Source organism: Pseudomaricurvus hydrocarbonicus (genome assembly GCF_011602365.1).
Classification (GTDB): domain Bacteria; phylum Pseudomonadota; class Gammaproteobacteria; order Pseudomonadales; family Cellvibrionaceae; genus Pseudomaricurvus; species Pseudomaricurvus hydrocarbonicus.
This window is the reverse complement of sequence record NZ_JAAONZ010000004.1, coordinates 450,902-469,011: the sequence shown is the minus strand read 5'-3', so window position 1 is coordinate 469,011 and position 18,110 is coordinate 450,902. Positions and strand designations below refer to the sequence as shown.

13 protein-coding genes are annotated in these 18,110 nt (G+C 49.9%); 9 read left to right on the top strand and 4 right to left on the bottom strand.

Annotated elements, in window-relative coordinates; translation table 11 throughout:
- Positions 1-183 precede the first annotated feature (183 nt).
- The 3 genes from G8770_RS08705 to G8770_RS08695 form a co-directional block, all read right to left on the bottom strand.
- Positions 184-579, bottom strand: coding sequence for a hypothetical protein (locus G8770_RS08705; protein WP_167184806.1), 396 nt, complete (start codon positions 577-579; stop codon positions 184-186).
- A 2-nt stretch (positions 580-581) separates the two neighbouring features.
- The gene (locus G8770_RS08700; protein WP_167184802.1) at positions 582-4,514 is read right to left on the bottom strand and encodes an RHS repeat-associated core domain-containing protein; all 3,933 of its coding nucleotides are present in this window, start codon (positions 4,512-4,514) and stop codon (positions 582-584) included.
- A gap of 220 nt (positions 4,515-4,734) precedes the next feature.
- On the bottom strand, positions 4,735-5,610 hold the full coding sequence (locus G8770_RS08695; RefSeq protein ID WP_167184799.1) for a Stp1/IreP family PP2C-type Ser/Thr phosphatase: 876 nt from the start codon (positions 5,608-5,610) through the stop codon (positions 4,735-4,737).
- Between the two features lie 388 nt (positions 5,611-5,998).
- Between G8770_RS08695 and G8770_RS08690 the strand changes: the two genes are divergently transcribed.
- The 5 genes from G8770_RS08690 to G8770_RS08670 all read left to right on the top strand — a co-directional run bounded on the left by G8770_RS08690 (position 5,999) and on the right by G8770_RS08670 (position 10,616).
- The gene (locus G8770_RS08690; RefSeq protein ID WP_167184796.1) at positions 5,999-6,700 is read left to right on the top strand and encodes a transposase; all 702 of its coding nucleotides are present in this window, start codon (positions 5,999-6,001) and stop codon (positions 6,698-6,700) included.
- A 348-nt stretch (positions 6,701-7,048) separates the two neighbouring features.
- On the top strand, positions 7,049-7,537 hold the full coding sequence (locus G8770_RS08685; RefSeq protein WP_167184793.1) for an Hcp family type VI secretion system effector: 489 nt from the start codon (positions 7,049-7,051) through the stop codon (positions 7,535-7,537).
- A 183-nt stretch (positions 7,538-7,720) separates the two neighbouring features.
- Positions 7,721-9,592, top strand: a complete 1,872-nt coding sequence (locus G8770_RS08680) for a type VI secretion system Vgr family protein (RefSeq protein ID WP_167184790.1) — start codon at positions 7,721-7,723, stop codon at positions 9,590-9,592.
- Positions 9,593-9,639: 47 nt separating this feature from the next.
- The gene (locus tag G8770_RS08675; protein ID WP_167184787.1) at positions 9,640-10,212 is read left to right on the top strand and encodes a DUF6931 family protein; all 573 of its coding nucleotides are present in this window, start codon (positions 9,640-9,642) and stop codon (positions 10,210-10,212) included.
- Between the two features lie 110 nt (positions 10,213-10,322).
- Complete coding sequence (locus G8770_RS08670; protein ID WP_167184784.1) at positions 10,323-10,616, top strand: PAAR domain-containing protein; 294 nt, start codon at positions 10,323-10,325, stop codon at positions 10,614-10,616.
- A gap of 59 nt (positions 10,617-10,675) precedes the next feature.
- On the opposite strand, the gene G8770_RS08665 is transcribed toward G8770_RS08670, so the two are convergent.
- On the bottom strand, positions 10,676-11,245 hold the full coding sequence (locus G8770_RS08665) for a DUF416 family protein (RefSeq protein ID WP_167184781.1): 570 nt from the start codon (positions 11,243-11,245) through the stop codon (positions 10,676-10,678).
- A 358-nt stretch (positions 11,246-11,603) separates the two neighbouring features.
- On the opposite strand from G8770_RS08665, the gene G8770_RS08660 reads away from it, so the two are divergent.
- The 4 genes from G8770_RS08660 (at position 11,604) to G8770_RS08645 (ending at position 18,090) form a co-directional block, all read left to right on the top strand.
- Positions 11,604-12,536, top strand: coding sequence for a DUF58 domain-containing protein (locus G8770_RS08660; protein WP_167184778.1), 933 nt, complete (start codon positions 11,604-11,606; stop codon positions 12,534-12,536).
- Positions 12,533-14,881 (top strand): transglutaminase TgpA family protein, encoded by a 2,349-nt coding sequence (locus tag G8770_RS08655; RefSeq protein ID WP_167184775.1) that lies wholly within the window; start codon positions 12,533-12,535, stop codon positions 14,879-14,881. Before G8770_RS08660 ends, G8770_RS08655 begins: the two co-directional genes overlap by 4 nt.
- Before the next feature lie 395 nt (positions 14,882-15,276).
- On the top strand, positions 15,277-16,569 hold the full coding sequence (locus G8770_RS08650; RefSeq protein ID WP_167184772.1) for an ammonium transporter: 1,293 nt from the start codon (positions 15,277-15,279) through the stop codon (positions 16,567-16,569).
- A gap of 285 nt (positions 16,570-16,854) precedes the next feature.
- Positions 16,855-18,090: an MFS transporter gene (locus G8770_RS08645; protein ID WP_167184769.1), complete on the top strand. Its 1,236-nt coding sequence runs from the start codon at positions 16,855-16,857 to the stop codon at positions 18,088-18,090.
- Positions 18,091-18,110: the final 20 nt, after the last annotated feature.

The following is an 18,110-nucleotide window of genomic DNA, read 5'->3' as shown; positions in this document are numbered from 1 at the left end:
CGCCAGCCACCTTGTCGGCCATGTCCTGTAGTTCTTTGTTTTTCATTGTCGATACCATGATTCATTAACTCCTCTAGGGTAATATGAATCACGGGGTTTACACAGTTAGTGGGACATTCTCGTCTTGAAGCCGTTTTTTTGATGCTGGTAAGCTGCTTAATGTTCTCGTTTATTATTCGAAAGTTATTGCAGCGATGTTAACCATCGTTCGTAAAACTGCCTCTGTCCTTCTACAGATGCGATTTCCTCTTCAGTTTCTTCAAACACTTTTACAGTGTCATTTCTACGAGCTTGTTGTCCTATAGTTAGGGTGTAAGCAATGGCGCCACCTGCCATGCTTTTCATCATTGGAGAGGGGTAGACGTTTTCTCTTGCGCCGTTACAGAGGAAATATAAATTGATTTTAGAGGCTTCTTTTCTAGCTTTGACAAAGGCTTCAAATAAATCGGCTGCCACACAAGAAAAGTCAAAAGTATTGGCTACAGTTATTTTTAAGGTCCAGGGTGGTTTGATGGAATACTCAAATTCTGAGTATATGAATGAGTCATTCAATTTTGATTTAACTAATTTTTTTTCCATCGTTAATAGGTCTTCGGGTTAAGGGTTGTGTATCCGACGTAAGAGCCATCAGCATTTACAGGGGTCGCCCCGAGGATTTGTTCAGGTTTTACCCCGCCTTGAATTGCTATTTCCTCTTCTTCTGGAAATGGTGATTTAGATCCTAGTTCTTTGTTGACATCTATTCCGTTAGCGGAGCGTACTGAATATATAATCCCGTCTTTTGTTCCATAAACAGTGGCGAAATCTATAGCGACTTCTGGATTTTTTGACGTACTGACGTAGGCACTTGGTTGGTTCGTTGAAGCATAGACTTCTAAATCCAATGCGGTTCCTTTGGCTTGGAAGCCTTCTTCAAAGATTGTTGCAGAGGAACGGCCATCACCTCTGTAGGTCACTATTGTTTCTTTACACGTCAACCCAAACGGATCCACCCACCCAACCGGATTCGGGGCATACCGATAGTTGTTAGCCCCTCCCAACAACCCCACGGGATCCTGATGGATAAACCGACCAACGCTCGGATCGTAGTATCTGTGGCGATTGTAATGCAGTCCGGTCTCGCTATCAAAGTATTGTCCCTGAAAACGCAGGGGGTTGGAGATGCCGGGTTTGTCGGCGAATCCTGCCAGCTGGCCGTAGGCTTTGTATTGGGCTTGCCAGACAATGGTGCCGCAGGCATCGGTGAGCTCCTGCGGGGTGCCGAGGTGGTCGAGATGATAGTGGTGGATTTGATCGTCTTTGATCAGGGCCAGCGGTCTGAAGGAGTTGGGCTCGAACAGGTAGTGCTGGCTCTGGGTGCCTTTGGGCGTGTGGTTGGTTTCTGACCAGAGGACGTCGCCGTTCCAGAGGAAGGTGGTTTTCTTCTGCTGCTTGGATTTCATGTGGGTGACGGTTTTACCGATGCGGCGGCCGAGGGCGTCGTATTGGTAGTAGGTTTTAAAGCCGTCTTTTTCGACGCTGGTGAGCTGGTTCCAGCCGTTGTATTGGTAGTTCGCCTGTAAGGACTGCTGCTTGCCGCGATTTTCCTGAATCAGGTTGCCGCGTTTGTCGTAGCTGAAATGGCGGTCGCCGTGCAGGCGCAGCTGGTTACCCTGGTCGTACTGGGCTTCGCCATCGTTGCTTTTCAGCAGGTTGCCGGCGGGGTCGAAGTCGAAGGCCTCTTTGATGGCGCCGTCTACCTGTGTCAACTGATCGTTGCCATCGTAGTGGTAGTGGGTCAGGCCGCGAAGGAGGTCTTCGATTTGCGCCAGATTGCCGGCAGCGTTGTATTTGTAGTCCCGCTGGATGACCGGATCGTCTTTGGCTTGTCCGTTAACCCGTTGCTGAACCAGTCGACCCATTGGGTCGTAGTCGTAGTGGCTGGTGAGCGAACCCTGTGTACGCTGGCTCAGGCGACCGGTTTGGTCGTATTCACAGCGGATGACCGGCTTGCCGTTATGATCGACGCCGTAGAGTTGCCCGCCTGGCGTGTGCTGATAGCGGATGTGCTGGTCGTCGGAGCTGGTGCCGATGCGCCAGCCGCGCTTGTCGTATTGGTGGTTCAGGCTGTGACTGTTGTACGAGACGTCGTTGTCGCAGTGTTCCGCTACAAGGCGACCCGAGGCATCGTATTGGAAGCGGACAAACGCGTCCTGATTGTTGGCCGCGGTCAGGCGTCCCAGAGCGTCGTAGTGGAAGTCTGCCACATCGCCGGAGTTGTTGCTCTTGCGCAGCAGGCGTCCCAGAGGGTCGCGCTGGAACTGGGTGATCACATCCATGTCGCGATGTTCGATGAGGTGTCCTGCGGCGTCATAGCGGTATTGCTGCTGGCGGCCGTCGAAGCCGATTTCTTCAATCAGACGCTCGTTGCCATCGTATTTGAGCTGGTATTGCTCGCCTTTTTCGTTGATCAGGCCAATCAGGTTGCGTTCCTGATCGTATTGATAGCGGAAGGTCTGGCCGTTGGGATCAAGACGCTCCTCAACCTGGGAAAAACCACTGTAGCGGTATTCGGTAGTGCGTCCGCTGGCGTCGGTGTGGTGGGTGACCTGACCGGCTTCGTTGTACCGCAGGCTGGTGACATCACCTTTGCTGTCGGTCACCTGTGTGATGCGCCCGGCGTTGTCGTACTCGTAGTGGGTGGTCTGGCCTGCGGGGTCGGTGACGCTGTTGACGCGGCTCCAGTGGTCGTAGCTGTATTCGGTTTTGCGGCCATCGGGGTCGGTTTGACTCAACAGTTCAAACTGGCTGTTCCATTCCAGCTGGCGCTTGCCACCCTCGGGATCGGTCAGTGTTTCCAGCTGGCCGCGTTCGTTGTAGTCGTAGCGCCAGGTGTTGCCCACGGGATCGCGGGTTTCGGTCAACAATCCTTGAGCGTTATAGCGGCGCTGCCAGTGGTTACCCAAGGCATCGGTAATTAGCGCGGGCAGGCCCTGTGAGTTGTAACGAATGCGAGTGCTCTGGTTCAGCGGGTCGGTGATCCGGGTGATGTTGCCCAGGCTGTCGTAGCGGTAATAGGTGGTCTGGGCATTGGGAGTCGTTTCACTGCACAGATGACCATAGCTGTCGTATAAGCGCTTGGTGATGCCGCCTTCCGGATCGACTTCTTTGACGACCTTGCCGTTTTCGTCGAAATGGTATTGCCGCGTTTTGCCATTGCCGTCGGTGGCGTAGCTGATTTTACGTTTGGGCTGCCATTTGAACCGGTAATTGTAGGCGCCGTTGTCGGCCCACTGCCGCTGACAGCGGGCGTCGGGGGTGTGCTGGTCCCATTCAAACAGGAAGTTCACGCCGGCCTGGGTGCTGCGCTGAACAATGATGTGGTTGTCGTAGTGATAGCGTTCCGATGAACCACTCTGGTCTTGTGCTTCAATCAGGTCATTTTGTTCGTCGTAGGCATAGCGGGAAAGCAGGGTGGGGACGTCCTGGCTGCCGTGGGCACTGTGAATATCAACAATATGCCCCTGATCATCATGGCGGAATTCCAGGGTTCTGCCCCACGAGGTGATCAGTTTATTCGGCTTGCCGTTCAGGTAATCAATATTGATGCTGTTGCTAAAATCGTCGCGCAGCTCTGCCAAAGGCAGGTGTTGGCTGATGCCATCTGCACGGAAGGTCCGACGGGGTTCGTGTTTCTGGTAAATCTGATAGCTGTGTTCGCTTTGGCGGTGCAGGGTCATCTTTTCGCTGCGGTTGCGGCGGCTGTTTCCGATGTTGGGCTGCACAAACCGGACTGCGCGTCCTTCCAGCGTGTGGTAGAAGACGAAACCATCTTCCAGGGTCAGGCGCTCGCAGAGTGGGTGAGTCCAGCCGTGACCGAGTCCCAGATTACCCGGGTTGCTGGTGCGGTAGGTGCGCTCCCAGCGAAAGGGGATCGGGCCGGGCAGAACAAAGTCGGTCAGTGGCAGCAGCTCCTCACCGGATACCATACTGATGGGGTCTCCCTGGCAGGGCGTGCTGGCTGTGGCGGCTTTATCGCTGTGTTTGTTGTCTTCGTTCGAAGTTCTTTTGGCCTGGGTATTTGAGAGTTTCGTTTTGGGAGGGGTAGGCCCACTGGCGAGGTGGCTGATCTTTTGTTGGCCAGCCTCGTGCTGTTTAAGAGCGTTAGACTTCCCGTCATACCCTGACTGACTGTACGCTTTGCCGCGAGTTATCCCTATCTCGTCGTCGGCTTTAGGCGCTTTGTGGTCAGCCGCTGCGTGATTTTTGGGTATTGGAAAGATTTTCAGCTCACCCTGGCAGATAAGCGTTTCTGCTGTTTTATGATAAGACTTGGCCAGTGACTTAACCAAGTGCTCTTTATCTTTACCGGGCAGGTTGGCCATGAACTTTGTATATTCGCCAATAGTGCTGATTTCTTTGGGCAGAGTGCCTTCAGTCAGGTCGGCTGGGTAGTGTGAGCTGACAAAATAGCGGTTGCCATTGTTGTCCGCTATTTCGATGGGTGTACTGGCTTGATGAATCTGACCTTCCATTGTCAATATCTACCTTGCTTCAATGCGTGTGTTCGGGCTTGCTGCTGCGATTGTTGTTACGGCTGTTTTAAATAAGTGTTATGAGTGTGTTTGTCGTGGCGCTGTAAGTGGTATTGGATACAGCCACTGTATCTGTCAGAGCTAAACGGCTGCACTACCGTCGACCAGATGTCTACAGCTTCTGCTGTGCCTGGGGCTTGGGGCACTCAGCAAAATTAGATTACTGCACAAATTTTCGAACGGTAATATCTTCATCCGGTTGGGCTGGCGGCGCTGTGAATGTTGCTTGGCTGCTGCTTTGGTGGGCAGCCTCCAGAGTGTATTCGATGATCCCGACACTGATGTTGTCTTTGCCGCCTAACAGATTGGCATCATCGATTAAGCGATAACAACATTCTAGAGCCGGACGGTGTGTTGACAAAACATAATCCAATTGGCCGTTATCCAGGTATTCTGTTAGACCATCACTGCAGAGCATTAAAAGACAGTTTTGAGTGAGTTGATAATTGTTGATGCTGGGGTCGACGGATTGGGTAACGCCCAAGGCACGGGTTATCTGATTGCGAATATTACTTTGCCGCGCCTGATCTTCATTAAGGCTGCCACTGTCAATGAGCTCCTGCACCAGACTGTGATCTTTGGTAAGTTGAATGAAACCCTGTTTGTCCCATAAATAAGCACGAGAATCACCCAGATGGGAAATCGTGACCTGATCTTGCCAGATGATCGCGATCGCCACTGTCGTACCCATTTGACCAAGTTGAGGATTTTTTTGCTTGGCGAGCAAAATTTCCGCATTGGCCACGTTGATGGCCTCAATCAGTGTCGATTGAATGATTAATTCCTGCTGATTTGGAGTGCAGGATTGAAAGGTTGGGTTGACGATTGCTTCCAGATGTTTGCCAATATAATTAACAGCAATCGTACTGGCGGTTGATCCGCCGTTGTAGCCGCCCATGCCGTCCGCGACAACCACATAGCCAAAAGGCAGGGTGGGGTGGTTATACCAACGGATGTTATCTTCATTTTCGTTTCGAACTTGACCTATATCCGTCAGGCCATTGATCGCTATGCGGTGGGAAGCAGTTGCAGGCATTGAGCAAATCCATTTGTCATGGCGTAGTTCTTTTTACGGACAAAAATATCGAATTAAGAAATAAAATATTTTTAGTGTTTAAGTGAAGTGCGCCAAATTCAGTTTGGTTTGAATTCTAACGTACATTGATGGCGCGTATGAAGACAAATTTTAATAAATCATCAGGTGGGTACAGGGTTTAGGTGAAATCTTGTCGAAAGTGTGATGTAACCTTTAAAAAGATTATTCGATTATTATGAATTTTAAAAATTAGTTTTTTATTTTATTGGAAATCTAATGCTAAAGCATGAGGTTTTCAGTGTTGAATGATGAGTTTGAATTTAGCATAATCTCTGAGCACCTGTGTGGTGTGATTTCAAGGACGAAAATTTAAGGATGAGTGTAAAACATGGCCAGGCCTCCTCGATTTAATCTTGCTGATATTCCTCAGCATCTTGTTCAGGTTGGGCACAATAATCTTGAATGCTTTTTTGATCAGGAAGATTACGAATTTTATCTGCACAGTCTTAAGTTGGCTGCTGATCAGTATCAGGCCGAAGTGCATGCCTACGTTCTTTTGCCGAATGCTGCTGAAGTCATCGCTACTCCTCGTACATCCCATGCTATTTCTTCTATGATGCAATCCTTGGGTCGACGTTATGTCCAATATGCGAACCACAAATACAAACGCTCTGGAACCTTGTGGGGTGGTCGTTATAAGTCCAGCTTGATTGACTCTGACGCTTATCTTTTGAGTTGTTATCGGTATATTGAGCTTAAGCCGATGTATCTTAACTTGGTGGATGAGCCAAAGGATTATCGATGGTCAAGCTTCAGGCATAATGCGGGAGTTAAGCGGAATAACCTGATTCAAGAGCACAAAATTTATCAGAAGCTGGGAGAATCCCGGCAGGAGAGGTCAGAGTGCTACCGGGGCTTGTTTCGTTATGAGTTTGATCTAAGGTTGAAAAATTATATCTCAGAAACTGTAAAAGTTGGTCAGGTTCTGGGGGGCGACTCTTTCAAAGATCGAATTGAAAAAATAGCCAATCATCGGGTTAGACCAAAGAAGAGAGGGCGGCCTAAGAAAGAATTGGAGATAGAGATCTAGAGTAAATTCGAAAGTTTAATGAATTAGTGTGTAGGCTAATGAAAACGCATTAATCTTTAGAATTCTGTGTGTTTCAAAAAAATGTAAAAGGGTGTCAGAGTCAAATTTTACTTTTAGGGGTGGGTATTGATTTTTAGTGATATGTATCAGTGTTATCTTTTTTGTTTTTTGGTTGATCAGAAGTAAATGGTGTCAGAGTGGATTTAATAATTGCGATATTCTCTTTTTATTTGTGTTTTTATTTGTTTAAATCATCGTCATTGTCCGGTTGGGCATAACGAAGGTCAGAGCCATTTAAGTTTTGACTAAAAGTATTTGAATGTGTCAAAGAGAAAGGGGAATTCGTCAATGGCAATTTACATGAGCTTTAATGAAAACGCGACAAAAGGCAATGTGACGGCAAAAGGTTACGAGAATTGGATTGAGGTCGACAGCTTTAATTTTGGAGTCGGTCGTGGGATTTCCATGGAAGCCGGTGCAATGGCTAACCGTGAGGCTTCTCGCCCCAGTTTAAGTGAAGTGAGTGTGACCAAGGCCCTGGATGCGGCATCTGGTGGTTTGTTTAAGTCTTCAGTGACAGGGGATGAAGGCGTTAAAGTTGAAATCCACATTGTTCAGACTGGTGCCAACAAGGTTGAGAAATACGCAGTGTACACCTTGGAGGATGCGATTATTTCCTCTTACAGTGTGAGCGCAGCTGCAGGTGGCCCGCCACATGAGGCTATTTCAATCAGTTTTGCAAAGATTGAAGCTGATTTGACCCATGCGGATAAATCTCACAAGAATACTACCAATATGCGTGTTGGCTACGACCTGACTACAGCAACACCGCTGTAAGGTTATCTTGCGATAAAGGGCCGGTACATTGCTGTATTCAGTAGTGTGCCGGCCTTTTGGTTTTTCGAAATGTGGCCTGTTGAATGAACGATTGTTAACTTTTGGCCTAAACAAACCGCTATTGACCACATAATGAAAGATTGTGTTTTTCCGCATTTGAATTAAGGAAGATTTGACAGGATTATGCCTATATTAAGTCAGGATAAGCGTCTGGTTCGAATAGAGTCAGTGTTGGGTAAGGATTATTTTATTGCAACCTACCTGGTAGGGCAGGAGGCAATATCAGATCTTTTTCATTTTGATGTAGAGCTTTTTTCAAATGATCACCGTGTTGACCAAAAGTCAATCGTTGGCAGGCCTGTCACAATATCTCTTCACCACGATAGCGATGCTGAAGCTTCACGTTATATACACGGTTATGTGAATCAATTCTCACTGTTTGATGTCGATGGTTCCGGCTTGCGATGCTATAGGGCTTCTGTCGTACCGGGATTGTGGTTTACCAATCTTAGCTCCAACAATCGAATTTTTCACAAAAAAGACGTTAAACAAATCATCACAGAGGTGCTCGGGGAATACAGCAAGGTCGTTCGCTTTAAAATGGATAAATTATCCTCTAATTCTTATGCTGAGAGAGAGTATTGTGTACAGTTTGATGAAACAGACTTTGAATTTATATCCAGATTAATGGCTGAAGAAGGCATCAGTTATTATTTTCAGCACTCTGATGATAAACATGAAATGATTCTTGCTGAAGATGCTCAAGATTATTTTGATTCTACTCAGAGAAAAATAGAATATGAGGGTGGTGGAAGTCTTCCGGAAGAGTCGACGGTCAGCCGCTGGTCTCGCCAGTTTACTTATCACACCGGTGGTTTTGAATTTAAAGATTATAACGAGTTTACTGCTAGAAAAGACAATATACAGACCGTTAAGACAAAAAATGAACTCAACGATGTGGGTTCTTATAAACACCGCCAATATGGTCGATTTTTGTTTAAATCCATTGGTGAAGGTCATGAGCATGCCTTTCAGACGAACCTGAATCAGACGGTTACCAAAGCGTCAATAGAACATGAAGAAATGAGCTTCGATGTCGCTGTGGGTGAAAGCCAGGTGACCGAATTTGCCGTAGGTGGACGGTTTGATTTTGAACACCCGCTGGTCTCTGAAAAGGGCAAATACCTACTAACCAAGGTGCAAATAACAGCCTCGGATGGCAATGATCGCGAGACGATATTTAAAAATTCATTTTCCTGTATTCCTGCAAAGGTAAACCCCAGGCCGTTACCCACTGGTTTTTCCAGACGAATTGACAATCCACAACTTGCAACCATAGTAGAGGTTAAAGCGACGGAATCGGATTCATCCAAAGATCCTTATACTCAGGTGAAAGTGGGGTTTCCGTGGGCCTCGATACATAACAGTTGTTGGGTGCGGGTTGCACAGTCTTTTTCCGGTAAAGACTGGGGGGCAAATTTTGTACCACGAATAGGTCAGGAAGTCGTCATTAATTACATTAATGGAAATCCGGATCGCCCAATCGTGACGGGGGCTGTTTACAATGGTCAAAACAAAGGGCCTGGCTATAGCGCAACTCAAAGTGGGTGGAAAACTCAGTGTGATGACGGTCAATTTAATGAGCTGAGATTTGATGACAAGGTCAAATCAGAAGAAATTTACATGGAGGCTGGTAAAGATCATAACTTTCTGATTCATAATGATCAGGTGGGCACCATAGAAAATGATCAAACGCTTGAGGTGGTTAATAACCGGACACAGACGATATCCAATGGTAATGACAAGACAACGGTGAAATCCGGTGACCAGACGGTCAAAGTCAGTTCGGGTAAGCAAACGACAGATGTGCAAGGTTCGATAACAATCACATCAAAAACCTCGATAGAGCTGAAGGTGGGGGGGAGCAGTATTAAAATGTCACCTTCGGGAATCACGATCAAGTCTACCAAAATTGATTGTAATGCCAGCGCTATGGGAACGATTAAGACTGGCGGGATTTTAACGCTAAAAGGTGGCTTAACCAAGATCAATTGATGTATGTGGTTTACTGCCCCATATGTCTGTAGAGGAAGATTGCAATAATGACGGAATGGGTAAAGATTAAGGCAATTAACGCTGGCGAATTAATTGCTCACTTTGAATTGGACAATAAGGCTGCTGAAATTTTACACCCTGAACTGAACCCACAAGGTGGGGTGTCTGTATTGGTGGATTCCGAATGTTACTACGACGCCATTAAATTACTGGCCCATGGGTTGCCTAAACGAGAGGCGGTATGGTGGGCGTGCCTGGTCTCTCGCCAAGTGCAAACACCAGAGACGGATCAGAATAATATCGATGCGCTTGTTGCCGCTGAAGCCTGGGCCCGTAAACCGTCGGAAGAAAATCGTTTACGGTGTACCCTTCTGGCAGAAAAAACAAAGTATGAAACACCGGCAAGTTGGGCTGCTACTGCGGCCAGCTGGTCAACGGGCAGCCTTGCCCCTCCTGGAGAACCGGAAATCCAGCCGCCTGAATATCTTTATGCTCACGCGGTGGCAGGCAGCATCACTCTGGCAGGAAGTTTGTTAAACACGGATGATCCTGGCGAATCATTAAGGCAGTTTATTAAGCAGGGAATTAATTTGGCAGAGGGGGGGAAGGGGCTTGTATGAGCTGCTTTCGGTTGAGAGGTTGTAACGTTTTACTATTTTACCGATTTTGCTTTATTGGTATTGTTCAACGCCAACATTTTATCAGCATGTCAATACATTAGGGTATTTTTATGGGAAAGCCAGCGGCCAGAATTACGGATATGCATGTGTGCCCAATGACAACCGGACCGGTTCCTCATGTGGGTGGCCCCATCCTTTCTCCGGGCGGTCCTACCGTGATCATCGGGGGTTTACCTTCAGCAACTGTAGGGAGTGTCTGTGTTTGTGTGGGGCCTCCCGACACCATAGCCATGGGGAGCATGACGGTCTTGATCCAGAGCAAGCCCGCTGCACGGATGGGGGACAGTACTGCGCATGGTGGAAAAATTGTGCTGGGTTGTCCTACCGTGCTGGTCGGAGGTTGATTGGGGTGGTTTGAAGGGCTGGTCTCCTGACGTGCAGTTGCCCTTCAGGAGAAAAGCCCTTAAAGAGCAATGCCCAAATTGCTGCTGTCGAACTCGCTGAGCTCCTTGCGAAGACTTTTAATGATTTCCGTAGTGGCGGCTTTCACTTTTAGACGTTCGTTCAACCATCGCTGTAATTCCAGTTCCTGATCGTACAAATCGTGTTGCTGCTGCTCCGGGTCGAATTCATCGATGTCTTCTGAAAGCGCGATAAATTGACTGACCGTGGCGATGGACAGACCGGCGGCGGCTTCCACATCGTCAATACTGTCATCTAATATCATCTGTAAGGCACTGGTGAGCAGCAGGCAGCAATCAAGCGCCGGATAGACCCCATAACCATCTTCCTCTGACGGCTCTGGTGTCAGTTCTTCTAACAGCAGTAAGGCTTTTTCCAGATTTTTCATGGAATTGAGCTGGCCGGCCAGGTACTCCCAGACTTTATTCAATACTTTTTGCAGCTGTTTCGCCTGTTGTGGGGCGTCAATGGTCTCACAAAACAGGGCGTAATTAGGGATGTGCCTCTCACAGAGTGCGGTGATGAAGGCTATTTTCTCCCAGTGGGCGCGGTCGCCAGAGTGTACTGCCATAGTGTTGAGTCCTGTCAGTCGACTTTTGAGGTCGTGGGGGCTGATTGCTGCCGCATAGTATCAAAATTTTCCTCCCCGGTGGACGGCAGGATTAAGGGACTGGGCGGCGGGCTCTTTCGTGCCGGGATATTGGCAAAGACAGAGGGGGGGGCAAGAGGCTTTAACGTGAGGATGATAGGCTGTCGGGGATCGGTTATAGTAGCCTCATCCCATAGCTACTGTGTCTTTCATGTCGCAACCTATTGATTCATCAGCAAAATTTACTTGGACAGGCACCCCCTGGGGTTCTCTTCGCCAATATATTGTTCAGCGCTTCAATTCTTGGATGTTACTCCGGCTTGCACCCGCTCGCGAGCATGTGCTGAATAATAAACGCCTGTTTATTATGCCCTCCAAAGCGGGGCTGGGTTTTCTGGTGGTCGTCATTTTACTGTGGTTGACCGGCACCAACTTCGACAACAATGTGGTGCTCGGTCTGGCTTTCTTTCTAACGGCTCTGTTTGTGATCAGCATTCATCACACTTTTTTTAATATGGCCGGTCTGAAGCTCGAAGGTTTGCGGACGGCCCCTTGTTTCCTGGGCGAGGACGGCGAAGTGGAGTTGCAAATCTCCTGTCGAAAGGGCGCAGAGAAGGAAAACATTGGGCTGCAGTTTCAGGGGGGAAGCTCGGTCATTGTGGATCTCATTGATGAGCCGGTGGCGGTTATCAAGCTGTTTACCACCGGGCTGTATCGAGGTTGGTATAGGCCGCCGCGCCTTAAGGTGATCAGCCATTATCCCCTCGGGATAATCCGTTGCTGGAGTTGGCTGATTTTGGATTTGCCTATATTGGTTTACCCGAAACCGATCTCTGGTGGTGAAATGCCGGTCAGCTCCGTCGCTGGTGCAGACGAAGGCAGCCGTCTGCAAGAGCAGGGGGCTGAAGACTTCCACGGTTTTAAAAATTATGAAGTGGGCGTTTCGCCTAAACACATTGCCTGGAAACACTATGCACGTGGACAGGGCTTGTACAGTAAGGAATATGCGAGTTATCGCGAGCCCAGGGTATGGCTGGACTGGGATGCTCTGGAAGGAGTGGGAAAAGAGGCCCGGCTGTCTCGACTGTGTTACTGGGTGCTCAAACTCAGTAAGACACAGCAGCCTTATGGGTTGAGGCTGCCAGGGGTATCAATTCCCCCGGCAAGAGGTCTGGAACACAAGCTGCAAGTCCTAAAGGCACTGGCTTTATATCAGCCCCGAAAAGCGCCGTCCTACACCGGCGTTGATGTAAACCAGGGCAGTCGTTTATGACGGCTGTTGAACGCTTCCTGTTGCCACGCAATAGTTTGCTCTGGCTCATCATGGCTCAAGGGCTTGCCATCGCGCCATTGCTGCTGGAGCTGCCGGTTTGGTTGACAGCCGTTTGGGCGATGGTTTTATGGTGGCGATTGCAAGAGTTCCGCGGGCATTGGCCGATGCCGGGTGGCTGGGTAAAGGCATTACTGGTCATTGTTTGTGTCGCCGGTTTGCTGTTGTCGTTTGGAGGTCTGTTGGGGCTGGAGCCCATGGTGGCGTTGCTCGTGAGTGCGCTGCTATTGAAACAGCTGGAAATGCAGCGGCGCAAAGATGCTCTGGTGTTGGTGTACCTGACGTTCTTTCTGATTGGTGTGCAATTTTTGTTCAGCCAGGATTTGCTGGCATCAGTTTATGGGGTAGTGTGCGTGTGGTGTGCGATCAGTGCCCTGCTGAGCATGAACCAGCCCACCGGCCATCAGCGTCCATGGCGCAGTTTTCGATTGGCGGGCAGGCTAGTACTGCACACTGTTCCCCTGATGATTCTGCTGTTTTTGATCATGCCGCGTATAGGGTCTTTGTGGTCCGTGCCCAACCCGTCGAAATCGGCCAAAACCGGTGTCAGTGACAGCATGTCACCAGGCGATTTCTCCAGTCTGTCCCGCTCGGGCGGTGTGGCTTTTCGGGTCAGTTTTGAGGGAGAGGTGCCGCCTCAGGACCAGCTCTATTGGCGAGGGTTGGTGTTTTCGGATTTTGATGGGCGAAGTTGGCGTCAAGCCCAACCTTTTGACTATCAAGCTAAACCTTATGACAGGAAAGCCAAGTCCTATGACCGTCGCGAGGTTGCCGGGTATGGCTCTATGGTTGACTGGCAGGACAGTTACCAACAGCCCTGGCGAGATCTGGTTGAAGGGCGTGGCCAGCCGGTGAACTACAGCATTATTATGGAGGCCAGTCATCAGCCCTGGCTATACAGCTTGATGTTACCGGAAACATTTGAAGATAGCCGGCAATTTGGCTTTGCACGGGATTTCCGCCTGGTCAGGAGTGAGCCGGTACACCAGCGATTACAGTATCAGGTGAGCTCGCGCCTGGATTACACCCTGGAGGCCGACCCGTTGCCGCCTTGGCGCCTGAGGCGAGAGTTGCAGTTGCCGAAGGGATTTAACCCCCGAACCCGTGAAACCGCTGAACAGTGGCATAGAGAGTCTGGCAGTGACCTGGCATACATCGACCGGGTGCTGGGGCATTATCGGGATTACTTTTTCTATACTTTGGAGCCGCCAGCGCTGGGGCAAAATACTGTCGATGAGTTTCTCTGGCAGACTCAGCAGGGCTTCTGTGAGCATTTTGCCAGCAGCTTTGTGGTTTTGATGCGTGCAGCAGGTATTCCCGCTCGGGTCGTGGCCGGTTATCAGGGAGGGGAATACAACCCGCTGGATAATTATGTGGTGGTCCATCAGTACGATGCGCACGCCTGGTCCGAGGTGTGGCTGCCAGGGCGGGGCTGGGTGCGTATCGACCCAACGGCCGCAGTTGCCCCTGAGCGTGTACAGCAAAGTCTCGGCAATTTGCAGGCTGGGCTGGTGGAAGGGGTGATGACACTGGGGCGCTATCGGCAAATCCCCGTCATTGCCCGTTTGCGCATGCAGTGGGACGCCGCCAATTACCGTTGGCACAAGGCTGTTATTGGCTTTGATCGCAGTGCTCAGGGGGATCTGCTGGATAATCTCTTGGGAGGGGTGAGTCCGCTGAAGATGGTGCTGGTGGTTATAGTGGGCGGGGGTGTATTGGTGGCACTAATGACTTTGCACCTCTGGTGGCTTACACGGCCTGAACGGAAGTCGCCGGCGTTACGCTACTACACTCAATTTGAGCAGTTGTTGGGCCGGCGCGGGTGGGTGCGCAAAGACGGTGAGACGGCCGGGGATTTCTGCTCAAGGATTTTGGCCGGAACGGTGGACACTACCGTCGGAGTTTCAACGGCTGTGTTATCAACCACGGCTTTATCAGCTGCAAGGTTACCAACGACTAGGTTATCAACGACTAGGTTATCAACTACAACGTTACCAACTGCTAGGTTATCCACTACAACGTTACCAACTGCTAGGTTATCCACTACAACGTTACCAACTGCTAGGTTAGAGGCCTCACCTAAGCTGTCTGGCGTTGCAGGTGAAGCTTTGGGCGACTCGGCTGATTCGGCACATATCCCAGCAGGGCAGCACAAACTTGCCTCAGCGGTGACTCAGTTCACCCGCATGTTTGAGGGGCATCTGTACGGGGGGGAGACAGTTGTTCCTGCTCAGTGGGATGAAGCTCTCAGGCAAGTTAAGCAGGCGCTGAAGCAAACTGAACGCTGAGGCGTTCGGTATCTGCGCCCTTATCGCTTTCTTGGCTATCTTGAAAATGCGTGATCCGAGCGCCCTCTAAACACCCACAAAACATGGCTCCATTATGGTGCTTGGACGTTTTTTTTGACCCATGTTTGTGCATAAATATACTTTTTTTCATCAAGCTCTTTGAAATGGCTGAAATTGGCTTTTGCTGTCTTGAGAAATGAAGGTTGCCTGTGCACAATAATGGCCTCTAAATGGTGCCAAAACAGTGCGTTATTCTTAACTCATTGAATTATAAAGAAATATATTGGTGCTACTTTTTTTAAGGGTGGTGCGCGTTCTGGCGTATCGCCATTGGACTTTCTTAAAGCAGAGGAGAGCCGGCCATACCCTCAACGGGTATATCGGCATAAACATACATGAAAAAATTGGTCACTTTATTCGCGCTTGGACTCTTACCTTTTGGTGCTCTCGCGGAAGATGGTATGAACGGAGCAAATACGGCCTGGATCTTAACTGCAACGGCTTTGGTGTTGTTTATGACGTTGCCAGGTCTGTCCCTCTTTTACGGGGGGCTGGTGCGCTCCAAAAATGTCTTGTCAGTGCTGATGCAGTGTTTTGCTATCGCTTGTGTTGCATCACTGATCTGGTTGATGTTTGGTTACAGTCTGAGTTTCGGAGAAGGTTCGAACTTTATCGGTGATGTGAACCGGATTTTTATGACCGGCATGCAGCGGGACAGCCTGTCGGGCGACATTCCTGAATCCTTGTTCTTCATGTTTCAAATGACGTTCGCCATTATTACGCCCGCCTTGATTGTGGGGGCATTTGCTGAGCGGATGAAGTTTTCATCGGTGCTGCTGTTCAGTGCTTTTTGGCTGGTGGCGGTTTATTTTCCCGTTTGCCATTGGGTTTGGGGCGGCGGCTGGCTGGCCGACATGGGGGTGATGGATTTTGCCGGTGGTATTGTGGTCCACATTACAGCCGGTGTCGCGGCCTTGGTCGCGGCGATGGTGATTGGTAATCGCAAAGGCTTTCCGAACACGGCAATGCCTCCTCACAACATGACCATGACGATAACCGGGGCTGGCATGCTCTGGGTTGGCTGGTTTGGCTTTAACGCAGGCAGTGCGCTGGCGGCTAATGGTGATGCAGCGATGGCAATGACTGTCACTCATATCTCGGCAGCGGCGGGGTCACTGGCTTGGGCTACCATGGAGTGGGTTAAATTTGGTAAGCCCAGTGTGTTGGGCATCGTTACCGGCATGGTAGCCGGTCTGGGTACAATTACCCCGGCTTCCGGGTTTGTAGGGCCGGCGGGAGCTCTGGTGATTGGGGTAAGTGCCGGTATCATCTGTTTTTATATGACCCAGCTGGTTAAGCGCACCTGGAAAATCGATGACTCTCTAGATGTCTTTCCGGTTCACGGTATCGGTGGGATCTTGGGCAGTTTGTTGGTGGCGGTGTTTGCCTCACCTGACCTGGGTATATTCAGTGGCTTTGGTGCAGAGCCCGGCGCGGGTTACTCGATCCTGGATCAGTTGACCACACAGACAATCGGTGTGGTAGCCACCTTTGTGTACACTGCGGTGGTAACTTTGGTGCTGTTAAAGCTGACGGCATTGTTGACTGGCGGAATTCGGGTGAGCGCAGAGGAAGAAGTGGCGGGTCTGGACATTACCGCTCACGAAGAATCTGGCTACAAATTTTAGAGTCTGGCTACAAACTTTAGAGTCTGGCAAAAAGCGGTAAAGACTCGCTGATCTTGGCGATTGTTTTTCCGGCCACTGAAGCCCGCTGTACAGCGGGCTTTTTTATGGGCATGGCAAAGCGGTTCAGATTGTCGAGAGTTAAAGCTGAAGGTGGGGCTGAGATTGGGTAGAATGCGCTTTTGTTGATCTTTCAGTACTCAAGCTGCTTCCGGTTTGTGCTCGTTGCTCCGGGCATGTGTGCCATGTTGTGGCTGGCTAACCCTTGAAAACACCCGGAGTCTCCGTTTGAGCCGTTTTGTGCAGTATTTGTTAGCGATTGGATTTGCTGCCTTGGCGATGGGGGTTCAAATTGTTCTATTGCCCTGGCTGGCCGTGGGTGCGTTACAGCTGTCCGCCAATCAGGTGGGGTGGGTGCAGTCAGCGGTATTACTGCCTGGTGTAGTGCTGATGTTGTTTGGTGGCGCCTTCGCCGATCGGCCCGGGGCCATACGAGTCCTTCCGGTATTTTATGGCATGTTGCTGTTGAGTCATGGTGCGATGCTGTGGCAAGTAGGCTTAGGCTTACTGGCTTTATCATCTTTGCTGATTTATGCGCTGTTGTTGGGTATCTGTAATGCGTTTATTCAGCCACTGCGTGACAAGGTGTTGCCTATCTTTGTGGCTTCCGACGGCAATCTGCAGACCTCAGTGGTTCAAATCAGCTTGTGTGTATACGTCGCACAGGCATTGGGTGTAGCCCTGGCGGGGCATATGGATACTTTGGGCGTGCCACTGATCCTCGGGTTGCAATGCTCCGCAGTCTTCTTGAGTGCACTGTTGTTTTTTCTGTTGCTGCGAGGAAAACACGTATCGAGTGCGACAGCGGGCATCGCTGTGGTTGCTGATCAGCCCGTGCAGAAGCCTCTGATCTCCATTCGTGATGGTTTAACCTTTGTGTTTCGCCACCGGGTGTTAAAGCACCTGATGCTATTGGTGGGTTTTAACGGCTTCATGCACATTGGGGTCTTTGTGGTCGCTTTACCGTTGTTGGCGAGAGATATCTACCAGCAAGATGCGTTGTATTTTGCCGGCCTGCAGTTGGTGTTTGTGGCCGGTAATATCGTGGCGACACTGGGGTTGTTGAAGCGCGGTCAGGTGGATCAGTTAGGCCGCTCCGTGCTTTTTTGCTTGCTGTACGCGGGTATTATTATGATGGCGATATCCGCAAGGCCGACATTAACCGGGTTGCTAATACTGGTTTTTGTCTGGGGTGTTGTTGCCGGTGTTTCTGCCAGCCTGGGTAAATCCTTACTGCATCAACAAGTGGCTGATGAGTATCGGGGCAGGGTGTTGTCAATCTATCAGTTGGCACTATTCGGTGCTGCCCCCCTGGGGGCTCTGGCTTGTGGTTATGCGGTACATGTGTGGGGGGCGCTCAGTCTGTTCAGGTTTGGCGGGGCTTTGTCCCTGATCTTGTTCGTTGGCTACCTCGGCATTCGTCCTTTGTGGCACGTTGCTGCGACAAACACTCCAGATCCTTAAGCGATTCGTCGTCACGGGCC

Coding starts and splice junctions, on each gene's coding strand:
- G8770_RS08705 (WP_167184806.1), bottom strand. CDS start 579: ATGGAAAAAAAATTAGTTAAATCAAAATTGAATGACTCATTCATATAC.
- G8770_RS08700 (WP_167184802.1), bottom strand. CDS start 4,514: ATGGAAGGTCAGATTCATCAAGCCAGTACACCCATCGAAATAGCGGAC.
- G8770_RS08695 (WP_167184799.1), bottom strand. CDS start 5,610: ATGCCTGCAACTGCTTCCCACCGCATAGCGATCAATGGCCTGACGGAT.
- G8770_RS08690 (WP_167184796.1), top strand. CDS start 5,999: ATGGCCAGGCCTCCTCGATTTAATCTTGCTGATATTCCTCAGCATCTT.
- G8770_RS08685 (WP_167184793.1), top strand. CDS start 7,049: ATGGCAATTTACATGAGCTTTAATGAAAACGCGACAAAAGGCAATGTG.
- G8770_RS08680 (WP_167184790.1), top strand. CDS start 7,721: ATGCCTATATTAAGTCAGGATAAGCGTCTGGTTCGAATAGAGTCAGTG.
- G8770_RS08675 (WP_167184787.1), top strand. CDS start 9,640: ATGACGGAATGGGTAAAGATTAAGGCAATTAACGCTGGCGAATTAATT.
- G8770_RS08670 (WP_167184784.1), top strand. CDS start 10,323: ATGGGAAAGCCAGCGGCCAGAATTACGGATATGCATGTGTGCCCAATG.
- G8770_RS08665 (WP_167184781.1), bottom strand. CDS start 11,245: ATGGCAGTACACTCTGGCGACCGCGCCCACTGGGAGAAAATAGCCTTC.
- G8770_RS08655 (WP_167184775.1), top strand. CDS start 12,533: ATGACGGCTGTTGAACGCTTCCTGTTGCCACGCAATAGTTTGCTCTGG.
- G8770_RS08650 (WP_167184772.1), top strand. CDS start 15,277: ATGAAAAAATTGGTCACTTTATTCGCGCTTGGACTCTTACCTTTTGGT.